This is a genomic window from Kitasatospora sp. NPDC098652 (assembly GCF_044760155.1).
Classification (GTDB): domain Bacteria; phylum Actinomycetota; class Actinomycetes; order Streptomycetales; family Streptomycetaceae; genus Kitasatospora.
Genome location: NZ_JBIWAQ010000003.1, coordinates 394,991 through 410,480 on the forward strand (window position 1 = coordinate 394,991; position 15,490 = coordinate 410,480).

The 15,490-nt window shown below is 76.1% G+C and carries 9 protein-coding genes; 1 reads left to right on the forward strand and 8 read right to left on the reverse strand.

What is annotated here, in order from left to right; all coding sequences use genetic code 11:
• Positions 1-31: 31 nt before the first annotated feature.
• From ACIQWA_RS09805 to ACIQWA_RS09825, 5 genes are all read right to left on the reverse strand, one after another.
• On the reverse strand, positions 32-1,276 hold the full coding sequence (locus ACIQWA_RS09805; protein WP_402480439.1) for a hypothetical protein: 1,245 nt from the start codon (positions 1,274-1,276) through the stop codon (positions 32-34).
• A complete protein-coding gene (locus tag ACIQWA_RS09810) occupies positions 1,269-2,342 on the reverse strand; it encodes a HesA/MoeB/ThiF family protein (RefSeq protein ID WP_402480442.1) in 1,074 nt (357 codons plus the stop codon). Before ACIQWA_RS09810 ends, ACIQWA_RS09805 begins: the two co-directional genes overlap by 8 nt.
• A 473-nt stretch (positions 2,343-2,815) precedes the next feature.
• Positions 2,816-5,356, reverse strand: coding sequence for a BTAD domain-containing putative transcriptional regulator (locus ACIQWA_RS09815; RefSeq protein ID WP_402480445.1), 2,541 nt, complete (start codon positions 5,354-5,356; stop codon positions 2,816-2,818).
• 271 nt (positions 5,357-5,627) lie between these two features.
• The gene (locus ACIQWA_RS09820; protein ID WP_402480448.1) at positions 5,628-6,542 is read right to left on the reverse strand and encodes an alkaline phosphatase family protein; all 915 of its coding nucleotides are present in this window, start codon (positions 6,540-6,542) and stop codon (positions 5,628-5,630) included.
• Positions 6,543-6,653: 111 nt separating this feature from the next.
• Complete coding sequence (locus ACIQWA_RS09825; protein WP_402480451.1) at positions 6,654-7,649, reverse strand: phosphatidylserine/phosphatidylglycerophosphate/cardiolipin synthase family protein; 996 nt, start codon at positions 7,647-7,649, stop codon at positions 6,654-6,656.
• Positions 7,650-8,004: 355 nt separating this feature from the next.
• Here ACIQWA_RS09825 and ACIQWA_RS09830 point away from each other — a divergent pair, with 355 nt between their 5' ends.
• Positions 8,005-9,294, forward strand: coding sequence for a serine hydrolase domain-containing protein (locus tag ACIQWA_RS09830; RefSeq protein ID WP_402480454.1), 1,290 nt, complete (start codon positions 8,005-8,007; stop codon positions 9,292-9,294).
• Between the two features lie 66 nt (positions 9,295-9,360).
• On the opposite strand, the gene ACIQWA_RS09835 is transcribed toward ACIQWA_RS09830, so the two are convergent.
• The 3 genes from ACIQWA_RS09835 to ACIQWA_RS09845 form a co-directional block, all read right to left on the reverse strand.
• Entirely contained in the window at positions 9,361-11,766 is a 2,406-nt protein-coding gene (locus ACIQWA_RS09835; protein ID WP_402480457.1) for an ATP-binding protein, read from the reverse strand.
• Positions 11,767-12,067: 301 nt separating this feature from the next.
• On the reverse strand, positions 12,068-14,830 hold the full coding sequence (locus tag ACIQWA_RS09840) for a BTAD domain-containing putative transcriptional regulator (RefSeq protein ID WP_402480460.1): 2,763 nt from the start codon (positions 14,828-14,830) through the stop codon (positions 12,068-12,070).
• Positions 14,831-14,915: 85 nt separating this feature from the next.
• A complete protein-coding gene (locus tag ACIQWA_RS09845) occupies positions 14,916-15,389 on the reverse strand; it encodes a hypothetical protein (protein WP_402480463.1) in 474 nt (157 codons plus the stop codon).
• Positions 15,390-15,490: the final 101 nt, after the last annotated feature.

Genomic DNA, 15,490 nt, shown 5'->3' on the forward strand with positions numbered 1-15,490 from the left:
CCTATCGATACCAGCCGGGCACCCGCCGCCGCTACCGACCGGCCCCGGCCGGCCGTCCGCCCCGGAGCAGCGAGCGCAGCGCCGGGCGGACCTTCGGGCCGTGCCGGCGCCACCAGGCCCGCGCCCACAGCCCCTGGGTGGCGACCAGGGCGACGACCGTGGCGACGGCGTCGGCGAGGGAGACCGGGTCGGCCGGGCCGCCGAGGGTGTGCAGGGCCCGGGTCAGCAGCACCAGGGTGACCCGGACGAACACCAGGTAGGCGAGGACCAGCGAGCCGACGGTGCCCAGCACCATCAGCACGGCGTAGCCGCGCACGATCCGCCGCTCCCGGGGCCGCAGGGCGGTCAACGGGTCGGAGTGGGCCCGGCCCGCGCATCGGGCCGCGAGGTGGCGGCAGTGGGCCGCCGCGTCCCGGTAGAGGTTGCGGCAGGAGAGCAGGTCTTGGAGCAGGAAGTACACGTCGGTCCGCATGAAGACCATCAACTCGACGGCCACGGCGAGCAGTTTGCTGAACGCGAGGAGGGAGAGCAGCCGGTTCGGGCCGGTGCCGGTCTCGATCAGCACGCACCCGCCGGCGATGCCGAGGTCCAGCACCATGCCGGAGAGGTAGACGGTGCAGCGGACCTTCCGGGGGCACTGCCAGATGCCGGAGACGTCGGTCTGCATCACCAGGAACTGCAACCGGGTGCCCAGCCGGATCCTCCCCGGGACCCCGGCCGCGCGGGCGGTCAGCAGGTGCGACAGCTCGTGGACGTAGAGCAGCGCCCAGGTGAGCGCGGCCTGCCCGGCGAGCACGAAGGTGCCCCGGTCGCTCCAGACCAGGTCCTGCCAGCCCGGCCGCAGCTCCGGCCGGGCGGCCAGCAGGACCGCGGCGGCCGCCGCGACCGCGAGCAGGACGGCCGGGAGGAACGGGCTGAGCAGCCAGCGGACGTGCTCGGTACGGATCCACGGCAGGCTCGCCCGCACCGGCGGGGCGGAGTCCACCGGCCGGCCGTCCACGGAGCGGACGAAGCCCAGCCGCGTCAAGGACTCCACGAAGGGTGCCACGGCGATCCGCCGGCCGCTGTCCCGGTGGATGCGGGCCGCCGTCTCGTCGACCGTCAGGCCGGACCGGAGCAGCCGGATGGCCTGGACGCCCGAGGGCGGCAGGGCCACGAAGTCCCCGGTGTCGGCCCGGCCGACGATCCACTCCCCGGCGTCCTCGCGCATCCCGAGCGGATGGAACTCGACCGTTCCGAGCACGGCCGGTCCGCCGTCGCCGGGCCGGTCAGCCACGGCAGTGGGGGCAGTCGGGCCGACGCTCGTGACGGATCAGCGGCTGGTCGTCCGGGGCGATCAGGTTGACGGCCCGCAGGTAGCCGGGGGCCAGCCGGGACGTCCCGGTGAGCAGGGCGACGACCTCATAGGCGACGAGGTTTCCGGAGATGCCCGCGGAGGCCGAGAGCACGCCGCTGCCACCGAGCCGGGGCGGCGGGCCGTCGGGCAGTCTGGCCTCCTCACCGGCGGCGACGCACTGGAAGCAGGGCCCTTCCCGGGTGAAGGTGCCCACCGAGACGAACGGGCCGTTGTAGCCGCCGCCGACCCAGGGCACGCCGGTGCCGGCGCAGACCTCCGAGGCCCAGCCCCGGAGGGTCTCGCCGTCCGGCTCGTCCGCGCACAGGGCCAGGGCGTCGTGCCCGGCGACGGTCTCGGCGAGCGCGTCCCGGCCGTCCACCCGCCGGGTGTCGTGGGTGACCCGGATCCGGGAGTTGACGGCGCGCAGCCGCTCGGCGGCGACCTCCGCCTTGGGGCGGCCGAGGTCGGCCTCGGTGTAGAGCACCTGACGGGTCAGGTTGGAGAGCTCGACCCGGTCCGGGTCGACGCAGTGCACCCGGCCGACCCCGGCGGCGGCCAGCGCCCAGGCGGCGTGGCTGCCGGTGCCGCCGAGGCCGAGGACCACCACGCTCGCGCGCTTGAGCCTCAGTTGGGCGTCCCACTGGCTCTCCCGGGGCCGCAGGTCGATCCGGCGGAAGAACGCCTGGTTCTTGGTGTACCGGGCCCGCTCGGCGGCGTCGAGCAGCTCGGTGTCGGCGCCGACGGCGTCCTCCAGGTAGCCCGTGGCGATCAGTGCGCCGACCAGGCCGCGGGCCGAGGCGGCAGTCAACTCCGGATGCGCGGAGCGGAGTTCGTCGACGACGCGGTCCTCGGCGCGGGTGCCGTCCAGCAGGCCGAGGGCCGTCCAGACCCATCCGTGCGGGTCGCGGATCTCGGCCCCGAGGCCGTAGAGTTCGCCGCCGATCCGCACCGAGCCGTCGGCGGTGCGGTACGGCAGGTGGTCGAATTTGACCTTCGGAAGTCTCATCGGAGCTGCTCCTCCCGGGAGTTCGGTCTGCTGGCGGCACGCCGGGTGGCGCGGGCGGCGCCGGGCGGCGCACGGGGTGGCGCGCGGGCGGCGGCGTCCGTCGAACTGCCCCGGGACGCCGACGTGCCGGCGGGGGGCAGCCCCGCCGGCACTGGGTGTCGCGCTGCGCGTCGGAGGATCAGCCCTCGACGGCCTTGGAACCGATGGTCTCGATCCGGTCGAGCAGGCGGATCTCGATGGCGGCGGCCTCGTCCTCGACCTGGACGGTGACCTTCTCGGTGTTCTCGTTCTGCATGGTCGTCTCCTTCGCTCTCTGGATCCCGGGCCGGACCGGGTCCGGTCCGGCCGCCCCGCCGGGCGGGACCCGGTGGGGCTGTGGTCACCATCCTCGGCGGCCCCGCTACTCACCCCCTCTCCATCCGCTACCCGCCCGCCCCACCCGCCCCGAACTGCGGTTGCACTGCGCCGCACGGTCAGGCCGACTCGGCGAGGCGGTCCCGGACGGCCCGCTCCAGCCGTTCCCCGTCCTCGGCCGCCGGGCTGCCCAGCGCGGCGAGGCAGAGCCGGTGGGCCGTCGCGTCGTCCAGGTCGCCGAGGTACAGCCGGGTGACGGCGGCGCGGCGCAGGTCGCCCAGGGCGAGGAAGCCGGTGACGGCCCGCAGGAGGTACCCGCGGGCGCGGTCGTCCCGGCGGATCGCGAACGCGATGCCGAGGCTGCTCGCGAGCGTGGCGGCGGCCAGGTCGTGCCCGGCCAGGACGGCCGCGCGCTCGCCGAGCTGCTGGGTCTCCACCAGGGTGTCGAGGCCGTGGCCGCCGATCAGGTGACTCTGCTGCACGGTGGCCAGTTGCCAGGTGGTGCGGTGGTCGCCGAGCGAGGCGGCGAGCCTGGTCAGGGCGAGCAGGGTGGCACCCTCCGCCTCGAACCACTCCCGGGCGGCGGCCGCCCCGTCGAAGGGGTGCGGGCCGCTCCAACGGTGGCGCGGCTCCACCGGGACGTGGGGGGCGGCCGGAGCCATCAGCCGCTGGGCGGCGTCGGCGACCGTGACGTACCAGTCGAACATCCGGTCCCGGGCGGCGGCCGAGGCCGCCTCGTCCCCGGCGGCGAGTTCCCGGCCGTACAGCCGGACCAGGTCGTGCATCCGGTAGCGGCCGGCCGGGCCGGCGGGCTCGATGAGGTGCAGCGACTCCAGGATCCGCAGCAGCGGCCGGGCCGGTGCTCCCGAGGCGCCGAGCGGGGCGTCCGCCGGGCCGAGCAGGGCGGCGGCGACGGCCTCCGTGACGGCCTCGGCCGGGTGCAGGCCGAGCAGCCGCAGCAGGCGGGCGGCGTCCGGGCCGAGCCGCCGGTAGGTGTGCTCCAGCGCCCTGGAGACGGTCAGTCCGCCGTCCGGCAGACTGAGGGCGGTGAGCCGCTCGTCCTCGGGGGTGAGTTCCGCGGCCAGGCCGGAGAGCGGCAGGTCGGGCCGCTCGACCAGCCGCACGGCCGAGATCCGCAGGGCCAGCGGCAGTCCGCCGCAGAGCCGGGCGAGTTCCCCGGCGGCCTCCGGCGATCCGGCGATCCGGTCCCGGCCCGCGATCCGGCCGAGCACCTCGACCGAGTCCGTCGGCGACAGCACGCCGAGCCGCAGGGGCACCGCGCCGGTGGCGGCGACCAGGCTACCGAGCTTGCCCCGGCTGGTGACCACGGTGAAGCTCTGCGGGGAGCTCGGCAGCAGCGGGCGGACGTGCTCGTAGTCACGGGCGTCGTCCAGCACCACCAGGAGCCGGCGCCCGGCCACGGTCGACCGGTAGAGGTCCTCGCGCAGGGCCGCGTCGGACGGGATCAGCGGCCCGGGGACGCCGAGGGCGATCAGCAGGCGTTCCAGCACCCGGGCGGGCGGCTCGTGCTCCGCCCGGTCGTAGCCGTGCAGGTCGACGAAGAGCTGGCCGTCCGGGTACCGGGCGGCGAGGTCCTGGGCGGAGCGCAGCACCAGGGAGGTCTTCCCCACCCCGGCCGGGCCGGTCACCGCGACGATCCGGCCGGCGCCGTCGCCCGCCGCGGACAGCTCGGCGAGGCGGTCGATCTCCGCCCGGCGGCCGACGAACCCGGAGGCGAACCTGGGCAGTTGGGCCGGGACCGGCAGGGCCGGCGGAAGCCGCGACTGCGACTGCGGCTGCGGCTGCGGCTGCGGCTGCGGCTGCGGCTGCGGCTGCGGCCGTGTCCCCACGAGGTCCGGCCCCGCGAGGTCCGGCCCCGCGAGGTCCGGCCCGGCAGTGTCGGCCCGGGCCAGCGGGGCGGCGGGCAGTTCGTGCCGCAGGATCGCGGCCTCCAGTTCCAGCAGCCGCTCACCGGGGTCGAGCCCGTACTCCTCGGCCAGCACCCGGCGGGTCGCCCGGACGACGGCGAGCGCGTCGGCCTGCCGCCCACAGCGGTAGAGCGCCTGGGCGGCCCGTTCGGCGATGGACTCGCGTGCGGGGAACTCGCCGGCGAGCGCCGTCAGTTCGGGCACCAGTTCACGGTGCCTGCCACGGGCGAGTTCCAGGTCGGCCAGCAACTCGTGGGCGGCGAAACGCTCTTCGGCCAGCCGGGCCCGGGCCGCGGCGGCGAACGGCGCCTCGATGCCGCTCAGGGCCTCGCCGCGCCACAGGGCCAGAGCCTGCCGGAGCCGGTCGGCTGCCTCCTCCGGGCGGCCCTGCCCGGCCAGCACCCGGGCGGCGGCCAGCGCCGCGCCGAACCGCTCCGCGTCCAACTCCTCCTCCCGTACGACCAGTCGGTAGCCGACCGCTTCGAGGGTGAGCCCCTGCGCGGCCTGCGGCGGAAGGGCCCGCCGGACGGTGGAGACGACGGTGTGCACCTGCGCGCGGGCGGTGCGCGGCGGCGCCCCGCCCCAGAGCGCGTCCACCATCCGGTCGATGCCGACCGGACGGTTGGCGTTGAGCAGGAGCAGGGCCAGCCCGGCACGCTGCCGCGGGCGCGGCACCACCACCGGAACGTCGTCGAACCGGACCTCGAACGGCCCCAGGATCCCGTACCGCACCTCGCGACTCCTCCCCGTACCCGGCCCACCCGCAGCCGGTCCGGGCTGCGGGTGTCGCACCGCGCCGACCCCGGCCGGCCCGGCTGCCGGGCGGGGCGGTGATCTCTCGTGCGCGGGTCAACGTCCCCGGGAGCCGGGGCGTTCCGAGTTCGGCGGTGGCCGAATCGTCAGCGGGAGCGGCGCCGGAACGAAGGGCCGACGGAGGGACCGACGGAGGGGCCGACGACCGCGGGGCGGTCGCCGGTCCGGGGTGCCGGTCGGCTGTGCGGGGTCAGTTCCAGATGCCGGAGATGTCTGTCGCGCCGGCCGCGTTGCCCGCGTGGCCGCTCGCCCCGGACAGGTCCTCCAGGGTGCGCAGCACGTTGTAGTGGTTGTAGGTGGTGGAGCTGCTGCTGCCCGGCGTCACGTGGGCGCCGTAGACCAGGGTCGGGATGCGGTTGCCGGACAGGCTGTTGTCCTCGTCGAAGGTGACGACGAGCAGGCTGTTGTGGCTCTGCGCCCAGGCGGCGTACCCGCCGAGGTTGTTCTTGATCCAGGTGTCCCCGGTGCCGACCGAGCAGTCGTGCATGTCGCTGCACAGGTTCGGGACCACGAACGACACGTTGGGCAGCGTGGTGTAGTCGGTCGGGAATTGGGCGAAGGTCTTGGCGCTGTCGAGCGGGACGTTCCCGAAGCCGAACCAGGGGTTGTGCTTCTGCGCGTACTTGCCGCTGCTGCACACCGTGCTGCCCTGGCTGGGCAGGGTCTCGTTGTAGCTCGCCCAGGTCTTCCCGGCGGCGAGCACCTCGGAGGCCAGGTTCGGGGCCTGGAAGCCGCCGACCGTCACGCAGCTGTCGTCGACCCGGCCCTGGGTGGAGCCGGAGAACAGCGCGTAGTAGTTCGGCTCGCTGGGGTGGGTGATGGCGTAGGACTGGGTGAGGTTGGCGCCGCCCGCCTTGAGGGTGTTGTTGAGGTAGGGGGCGCTGCTGCTGCCGATGACCTGGCTGTAGGCGTGGTTCTCCATCACCACGACCACGATGTGGTCGGGCGTGGGCAGCCCGGCGGCCTGCGCGGTGCTGGCGGTGGCGGCCCACAGCCCGGCCGAGGCGGCGACCAGGGCGACGGCCGAGCCGATCGCGGTCGCGGTGCGGCGGGAGCGGGAGCGCGGACGGGGGGCGTCGTTCAGGGGCTTCGCGGACGAAGTCATGACGTTTCCTCGGGTGGAGGGCGGCCCCGGCTGGGCCGCCCGGACGGGAGGTGACTGAGCTACCCGGAGTGCGACCGGGGACCGGCCTGCCGGACCGGCCAACGGCACGCCCTAGTACGGCGTGCCGTTGGCGAAGTCGGTGGCGAAGGTCGACTCGATCGTGGTGAGCACCCCGGAGTCGGAGACGATCAGGCCCAGCTCGCGGTTGTTGTTCAGCGAGTTGTCGGAGAAGTTCTCCGAGCCGGCGAACACCTTGGCGGTGGGCGTGCCGTAGTCGGCGACGATGGCCTTGGCGTGGATGTACAGGCCGGTGGTGGAGGAGTAGGTGACCACCTTGGCGCCGGCCGTGGTGACCTCGTCGAAGGAGGAGCCGTAGGTGTCCGGGTTCATCCCGACGACGCGGACGGTGACACCGCGGTCGGCGGCAGCGGTGATGGCGTCGACCAGGGCCGGGTCGCCGAACTCCAGCTGCTCGACGTCCAGCGAGGTCTGGGCGCCGTTGATCAGCGCCAGCAGGCGGTCCTGCGAGTCGGTGGGCGACCAGACCAGGTTGTCGCCGTCCGAGGGGGTGATCGAGGTCTTGGCGTAGTCGGCGGCGAAGACCTGCTCGATCGCGGCGACGTCGTTGGCGTCGGTGTCGACGACCCCGTAGTCGCGGCTGCTGGAGTAGTAGGTGGCGTCCAGGTTCCCGGTCAGGATCAGCGACTTGGCGCCGTCCACGGTGACGGTCTTCTGGTGGGTGTAGACGAACGCCGAGGAGGAGTACGTCACGCCGACGCCGGCGGCCTTGAGCGCGGAGTAGGCGGCGCCGTTGACCGAGCTGTGCTTGCCGTCCAGGATCACCCGGACCCGAACCCCGGCGCGCTGACGGGCAATCAGGGCGTTCACGGCCGTGGTGTCGCGCAGCTCGTACATCGTCACGTCGACGGACCTGGTGGCCGAGTTGATCAGGCCGTAGACCGCGCTGTGGTCCTGGTCCGGGAAGACGATCGTCGAGTAGCCAGCGGTGACGGCGGCGTCGGCGTGGGCGGCGCCGGAGGCGGATATCAGGCCGGCGCCGACGAGCAGCAGGGCGCCGGCGCGGCGCGCGAGGGTGGCCAGGGGCATGGGGACTCCATGGTCGGTGAGGGGGAGGTCGGCGCGTGGCGGCACCGGGAAGCGGACGCGTCAGGTGGCGTGACCCACGTGGACGACGTGACCCACGTGACCCACATGGGCGACGTGGACACGCCGAACGGAACGGCCCGAACAGCATGCGGTGGCAGTGGTCGACGCGGGTAGATGACGGGAGGTAAAACCTTGCCCCCGAGCCGGAGAACGGATCGTGCCCCGGCAAAACGGCCCGACAACGGACGAAGCGGGCACGAAGGTTCACATTGCCACGGACCGCCCGAGCCGGTGATAGTGATCACCGACCCGACGCGATCCGACACCGCGTCAGCGCACGAGAGAGCCGAGGAACATGGCGAAGACCCGTCTGCTGCGTCCGCTCGCGGTGGCCGCCGCCGCTGCCGTCCTGGCGGCCACCGGAGCCGTACCCGCCCTGGCCGCCGGCCAGGACGGCCCGGCCCTGCCCACCCCCGACACCGCGGGGGTGCAGAGCGCGCTTCAAGCCACCATCGCCGCCGGCGCCCCCGGCGCCTTCGCGGTCATCCGCGACCACGGCGAGGACGAGCTGACCCGCTCCCTGACCGCCGGCAAGGCCGACCTGGACGGGACCCCGATGAACTCCGCGTGGAGGTTCCGGGTCGGCAGCAACAGCAAGATGTTCACCGCCGTTCTCGTGATGCAGCTGGCACAGGAAGGCCGGATCGACCTCGACAAGCCGCTGCGCGACTACCTGCCGGCCGGCACCCTCCCGGACGGCTGGACGATGACCGGCCGCCAGGTGATGGAGCACCGGGCCGGCGTCTACGACCACACCAACGACCTGCTGGAGCAGGCCGGCGAGGAGACCACCAGCGCGTTCGAGGCCCGCATCCGCAGCACGGTGTACGCCCCGGCCGACCTGGTCGCGATGTCCGTCAAGCACGGGCAGCAGTACCCGCCGGGCAGCCGCTACTCCTACTCCAACACCGACTTCGTGCTGCTGGGCCTGGCCGTCGAGCACCTCACCGGCCGCCCCTACGCCGACGTGCTGCGCGAGCGGATCATCGAGCCGCTCGGCCTCGGCCGGACCTCCTTCGTCGTCCCCGACCAGCGGATCGACGGCCCCCACGTCACCGGCTACCTCACCAACGACGACCGCACCAAGCCGCTGCTGGACTCCACCGAGCAGAACGGCTCCTGGGTGTGGGCCGCCGGAGCCGTCATCTCCACCGCCGAGGACCTCGACCGCTTCCTCACCGCGCTGATGGCCGGCGGCGACGGCGGGCTGGTCTCGGACGACTCGCTCCGCCAGATGGAGGCCGCGCTGCCCACCCCCACCGCCAAGATCTCCTACGGGCTGGGGCTCCGCCGCATCTCGCTGACCTGCGGCGACGTGTACGGGCACGGCGGCATCGTCCAGGGCTTCCAGACCCAGTCCTTCGCCACCCCGGACGGGCAGCGCTCGGTGGTGGTCTTCGCCAACGCCTCCAACAACGGCTCGGTCACCCAGGGCCTGATGAACGCGCTGGAGCCGGCCTTCTGCGGGAAGAAGCCGGCGACGGCGAAGGTCGCACCGCGCACCGGCAGCGCCCCGGCCCAGCAGAACCAGCGGACCGTCCAGCACGACCAGGGGCTGCCGGTGGTGGAGGACACCCGGATCTGACCCAGGATCTGACCCTGATCTGACCGCGGGTCTGGCCCAGGACCGGCCGCCCGGGGCGGACCGTCGCTACGGCGCGACGGCCCGGCCCGGGCGGCCGTCCGCGCTCAGGTCGGTGAGCGCCTCGGTGAGGATCTCGCGGGCCTCGTCCGCCCGCCCCTGTTCGATCAGCGCGGTGCCCAGCTCGGTCAGCGCCTTGGTCATGCTGTCCGGGCGCCCGACCGCCTCGTAGTGCACCAGGGCCTGCCGGTAGGCCTTCTCGGCGGCCGGCCAGCGCTTCAACGCGGCCCGGTCCTGGCCGAGTTCGTGCGCCGTCATGGCCGCCAGCAGGTGCATCAGCGGCGAGGACCAGCGCTCCACCAGCTCCAGCGCGCCGGCCAGCGCGCGGCGGCGGACGTCCACCGCCTCCTCGGCCCGGCCCAGCTCGCGCAGACAGGTCGCCGCGCCGCGCAGGGTGACCAGCCGTCCGATCATGGCGGCCCGGTTGTCGACCTCGGCGAAGGCGTCCGCCGCCCGCTGGTAGCTCTCGCTCGCCTCCCGGTGGCGCTGCAGGTGCCGCAGCCCGGAGCCGAGGTAGGTGAGCGCCCAGCCCTGCTGCTCGTGGTCGCCCAGCGCGCGGGCCAACTCCAGCCCCTCACCGGCGAGTTCGATGCCGCGCTGGTAGCGGTGCAGGCAGGTGGTGTACGTCCAGGCCAGGTAGTTCACGTGCACCGCCTCGGCCTGCCGGTCGCCGCAGGCCCGGGCGGCGTCCACCGACAGCTGGAACACCTCGCCCCAGAGGTCCCAGCTCAGCAGCCGGTCGGAGAACCAGTGCATGGCCTCGGCGGTGTCGATCACCTCCCGGTGGCGGCCCTCCCGCTGGGCCCGGTACAGCGCGGCCAGCCACTCCGGGTGCTCCTCCTCCAGCCAGCGGGCCGACTCGGTGAGCAGCAGCGCCGGATCGTCGGCAGAGCCAGAGGAAGCGGCAGCTGCCGCGCCCGCGGTCGCCGTGTGGTCGGGGTCGAACCGCAGGCCGTGCCCGGCCGCCTCGCGCAGCAGTCGGCGCCCGGCCTCGGTACGGGCCTCGGCGACGGCCTCGGCCGACTCGTCGGCGGCCAGTCGCTCGCCCGCGTACAGCCGCACCAGGTCGTGCAGCCGGTAGCGCTCCGGGGTGGCGGGCTGCACCAGGCCGGCGTCGACGAGCTGCTCCAGGACCAGCTCGGTGCGCCCGGCCGACAGCCCCGCGTAGTGCGCCAGGACGGCCGCGGTGAAGTCCTGCCCGGCGGTCAGCGCGCAGCGCCGCAGCACCAGCCGGGCTTCGGCGGGCAGCCGGCGGTAGGACAGCTCGAAGGCCGGACGGACCGCCAGGTCCCCGGTCTCCAGCAGGTCCAGGCGGCTCTCCTCGGCGGCGAGCTGGCGGGCCAGCTGGGTCACCGGCTGCTGTGGCCGGGCCACCAGCCGCTGCCCGGCGATCCGCAGCGCGAGCGGCAGGTAGCCGCACAGCCGGGCCAGGTCGGCGGCGGCGGCCGGCGCGGCCTCGACCCGTTCCGGCCCGGCGATCCGGGCCAGCAGGGCGGTGGCCTCGACCGGGGAGAGCACGTCGAGCCGCAGCCGGTGCACGGCCTCCAGGCCGGGCAGGGCGTGCCGGCTGGTCACGATGGTGACGGCGGGGCCGGCGCCGGGCAGCAGCGGGCGCACCTGGCTCTCGTCGACGGCGTCGTCCAGCACCAGGACGAGCCGGCGGTCGCGCACCAGGGCGCGGAACAGCCCGGCCCGCTCCTCCGTCCCGGCGGGAACCTCGCCGTCCTTGACCCCGAGGGCGCGCAGCACCTGGCCGAGCGCCTCCCGGGCGGGCAGCGGGGTGGCGGCCGTGCCGCCGAGGTCCAGCGAGAGCTGGCCGTCCGGGAAGGCCGGGGCGAGGGCGTGGGCGGCGTGCAGGGCGAAGGCGGTCTTGCCCAGGCCGGGCTGACCGCTGATCAGCACCACCCGGGGGTGGGCGGGCCGCCGGTCCGCGGTGAGTGCGGCGAGGTCGGCGAGGGCCTGTTCGCGGGCGGTGAAGTCGGCCAGGTCGCGCGGCAGGGCGAGGGCGCCGGGCACCGGCGGGTCGGTGCGGGGCTCGGGACCGGGCGGTGCCTGCCCCGGGGCCGTACCCGGTCCGGGCGCCCCGGCGGCGCGCGACGGGCCGGCGGGGGCAGCGGACGGGCCGTCGGTGACCGCCGACGGGCCCTGCGCGGGCACCTGCCGCACGCCCCGGGGCCGGCCGGACTGCGCGGCCCGCTCCAGCGCGGCGGTCTGCGGGCCGTCCAGGCCCAGCGCGGCGGCCAGCGCCTGCACGGTGCGCCGCTGCGGTCCTCGGGTGCGGCCGCGCTCCATGTCCCCGAGGGCGCGCAGGCTGACCCCGGCCGTGGCCGCCAGGTCCTCCTGGGTCAGCCCGGCCGTCACCCGGTGGCCGGCCAGCAGGTGGCCGAACTCCCCGGTTCCGCTCGCAACCGCCATCTCCCCGCCCCGCCCCCTGGTCCGCGCTCGCGCAGTTCCGCCGCAGTTCTGCCGGGCCGCGCGCCGGGCAGTTCGTCTCAGGCAGAAGTATGCCCCGTGGGACGGACCGCGCGTACCCGGCCGCGGCCTGCGGGGATGCCCGGGACACGGGCGCCCGGCGGGCGGATCCGCCCAGCGGAACCGCCTGTAGTTCCGCCTGCTCCGCTCGGCCGGGAGGCAGTTGTGCTGGTTGCACTCCCCCTCGACCACCCCGAGCCGCCCCGAGGCCCCCCTGAGCCGCCCTGACCGCCCTGACCGCCCCTCAGCGTTCCCCCGCGGCCAGCGCCCGTTCCCGCCGTCTGGCCTCCGTCCCCTCGACGCTGCGGCCGAAGGCGAACAGCAGGTCGGCCAGCAGCCCGTGCGAGCGCGCCTCCACGGCCGGGTCGCCGACGGTACGGCCGAGGGCGACGGCGAGCCGGGCCGAGGACAGCGCCGCGTCCCGGCGGCCGAGGGCGTGCAGGGCGCGGGCCCGGCCGTGGGTGGCGAGCACCGCCGCGCGGTCGGTCCGGACCGACCCGCCGGAGCCGGAACGCTCCGCGCCCGGCCGGGCGGGGTCCGAACGCCCCCGGGCCGTACGGTCGGTGGCGAGCCGGACCGCCTCGTCGGCATGCGCCAGCGCCCGGTCCGGGGCACCGACCCGTACCAGGGCCTCGGCGAGCTCGGTGAGCGCCCCGACCAGCAGGTGCCCGGCGGCCGGGGCGCGGGCGGCGGTCACCAGCTCGGTGAGCAGCGGCACCGCCCGGTCGTACTGCCCGGCCCGGGCCAGGGCGGCCGCCACCCGGCGGCGGCAGTGGTGGCGCAGCAGCGCGTCCCCGGCCCGGTCGGCGGCCGCGACGGCGGCCGCGAGCTGGTCCAGGGCGGTGCGGTGGGCCGCCCGGTGGACGTGCAGGACGGCCAGGTCGGTGCCCAGCCGGGCGAGCGCCGCGTCGTCCCGGGCGGCCTTCGCGGCGCGCAGCCCGATCTCGGCGACGGCCCGCCGGTGCGCCCGGTCCTCGCCGCCGGTGTCCCCGGACAGTTCGTACAGCCGGCCGATCCGGTGGGCGAGCTGCCAGGCGGCGCCGGTGCGCCCGTACTGCTCGGCGCACAGGACGACGGCGCGCAGCGCGCTCTCCTCCCGGCGGAACCAGGGCGCCGGCCGGGCACCGCCGTCGCCACCACCATCGGCGCCGTCGCCGCCACCCTCGCCGTCGCCGCTGCCGTCCGGCCCCCAGGGGGCGGTGAGCTCCAGGTAGTGGGCGATCAGCCGGTCGAGGGCGCCGAACCGTTCCTCGCAGTCCAGTTCGGCGGCCTGCCCGGCGGCGTAGCGGCGGACCAGCTCGCGGCGGGCGTAGTGGCCGGGTGCGGTCTCGGCGAGCAGGTGGACGGCGTCGAGCGCGGTCAGCAGGGTGCGGGCGGCGGCGGGCCGCAGATCGGCGAGCGCGGCGGCGGTGGCGGTGTCGATCACCGCGCCGGGGTGCAGTCCCAGCAGGGTGAACAGCCGGGCGGCGGCGGGCGGCAGCTTCCGGTAGGTGCGGTTCAGGGCGGCGGTGATGCCGCTCGGGTCGGGACCGCCGCCGACGCCGGCCAGGGCGGTCAGGCCGGTCTGCTCGTCGGCGAGTTCGGCGGCGAGGTCGCCCGGCGTCCAGTCCGGGCGGGCGGCCAGCCGGGCGGCGGCCAGGCGCAGGGCCAGCGGCAGGCGGTCGCAGCGGTCGGCGAGTTCGTCGAGTTCGGCGGCGGTCCGCGGGGCGGTGGCGGGGCGGTCCGGGCCGAGGCCGCGGGCGAGCAGCGCCCGGGCGTCCTCGGCGTTGAGCGGGCCGAGCGGGAGCGCCAGGGCGTCCTCGTGCAGCAGCAGTTCGCGCAGCCGGTCGCGGCTGGTGACGACGGCGACCGGGCCCAGCACGGAGCCGGCCGTCGCGGGTCGGCCGGGCAGCAGCGGGGCGAGCCGGGGGTGGTCGGCGGCGTCGTCCAGCAGGATCAGGATCCGGCGGTCGGCGAGCAGGGCGCGGTAGCGGGCGGCGCGTTCCTCCAGCCCGGCGGGGACGGCCTCGGGGTCGACGCCGAGGTCGGTGAGGAACCCGGCCAGGACGTCCGCGGGTTCGCGCGGCCCGTCCGGGTGGGTGCCGCGCAGGTCGGCGCGGAGCACGCCGTCCGGGAAGCGCTGCGCCGCCCAGTGCTGGACGAGCGCGGTCTTGCCCGCTCCGGCCGGGCCGGTCACCAGGATCGGACGGCCGGTCCGGGCGGCGACGGCCAGGGCCTCGTGCAGGCCGGCGAGTTCGGCGGCGCGGCCGACGAAGCGCCGGTCGGGCGGCGTGTGGCGGGCCAACTGCTCGCCGGCCAGCCGCAGTTCCGGCCCGGGCGGGCCGGACAGCCGGGTCAGCGCGAGGTCGTACCGGGCCCGGGCCTCCAGCCCGCGGCCGGCCTGTTCCAGGCACTGGACCAGCCGGGCCGCCAGCGGCTGGCGGCCCGGGTGGGCGTCGGCGGCCTCGCCGAGTTCGGCGACCAGTTCCCCGCCGCGCCCGGCCAGCAGCAGCCGTTGTGCCAGCCGGTCCAGGGTGCGCAGCCGCAGGTCGGTGAGGTCCGGGAGGGTGCGGGTGCGCAGCAGCTCGGAGCCGCAGTCGGCGAGCGCCGGGCCGCGCCACAGGTCGAGGGCGGCGCGCAGCAGCGGGACGGCCGGGTCGTCGGCGCCGAGCCGGGCGGCGGAGCCGGGCAGCAGCACCCCGGCCCGGTCGTGCAGCGCGCCGAAGCGGACCAGGTCGACCCGGTCCGCGTCGCCCTCCAGGACGTACCCGCCGCCGCGGGTGCCGAGCACCAGCCGGGGGTCGTCCAGGCGCCGGCGCAGCGCGGCCACGTGCCCCTGGAGGGCGGCCCGCGCGGTCGGCGGCGCGGCGCCGTCCCAGACCAGTTCGATCAGTTCCTCGGCGCCCACCGGCTGGTTCAGCCGGACGGCCAGCGCCGCCAGCAGGGCGCGCCGTTTCGGGGCCGAGGGGGTGACCACCGTGCCGTCGGCCCGCCGGACCGTCATCGGCCCGAGCAGCTCGATCTCCATGCTCCCCTTCCCGTCGGGGGTCGTCGGCTCCCGGTGCCGCGCCGTCGCCCCCGTAGGGAAGGACGACGGGGCCGACCGGCGCGGTTCAGTTCCCGGGCCCGTCGTCCGGCCCGCCCGGGGCCGGTTCGCGGTCGGCCCAGGCCGGTACGGTGCGGCGCTCGGGCCCGGCGAGGACCTGGACGTCGTACGGCGCGTACGCGTTGCCGTGGTCGCGCACGGTGTAGCCGGCCGCCGTGAGGATCGTGATCATCGCGGTGGCCATCGCCGTCCGGGCCTCGCCCGACTGCCGGACCGCCGGGCTCTCGCCGTCGGCCCGCCGCGCCTCCTCGCCGGCCCGGCCGCGCAGCCGGGGGCTGACGTGCCAGCTGACCAGGACCTCCGGGTCCGCCGCGCCGAAGTGCTGGTTCCAGGTGCTGACCCGGACCTCGGCGCCGGTGGCGAGGCCGAGGTCCAGCCCGGGGGCCGTCACCGGGAGCCCGGCGGCGGCGAGTTCGTCGCGGACCCGCTGGGCCAGCCGCTCGTACCGGGCGTTCACGTGTCTCTCGGAGTGCTCGTCCATGCCCGCACGCTATCCGGCCCGGGCAGCGCCGCGGCAACCGGCGGCCGCGGACCGCCGCGAGGCCCGCGAGCGCTCCCAGGCAACCATCCGGCCCCTCCTGG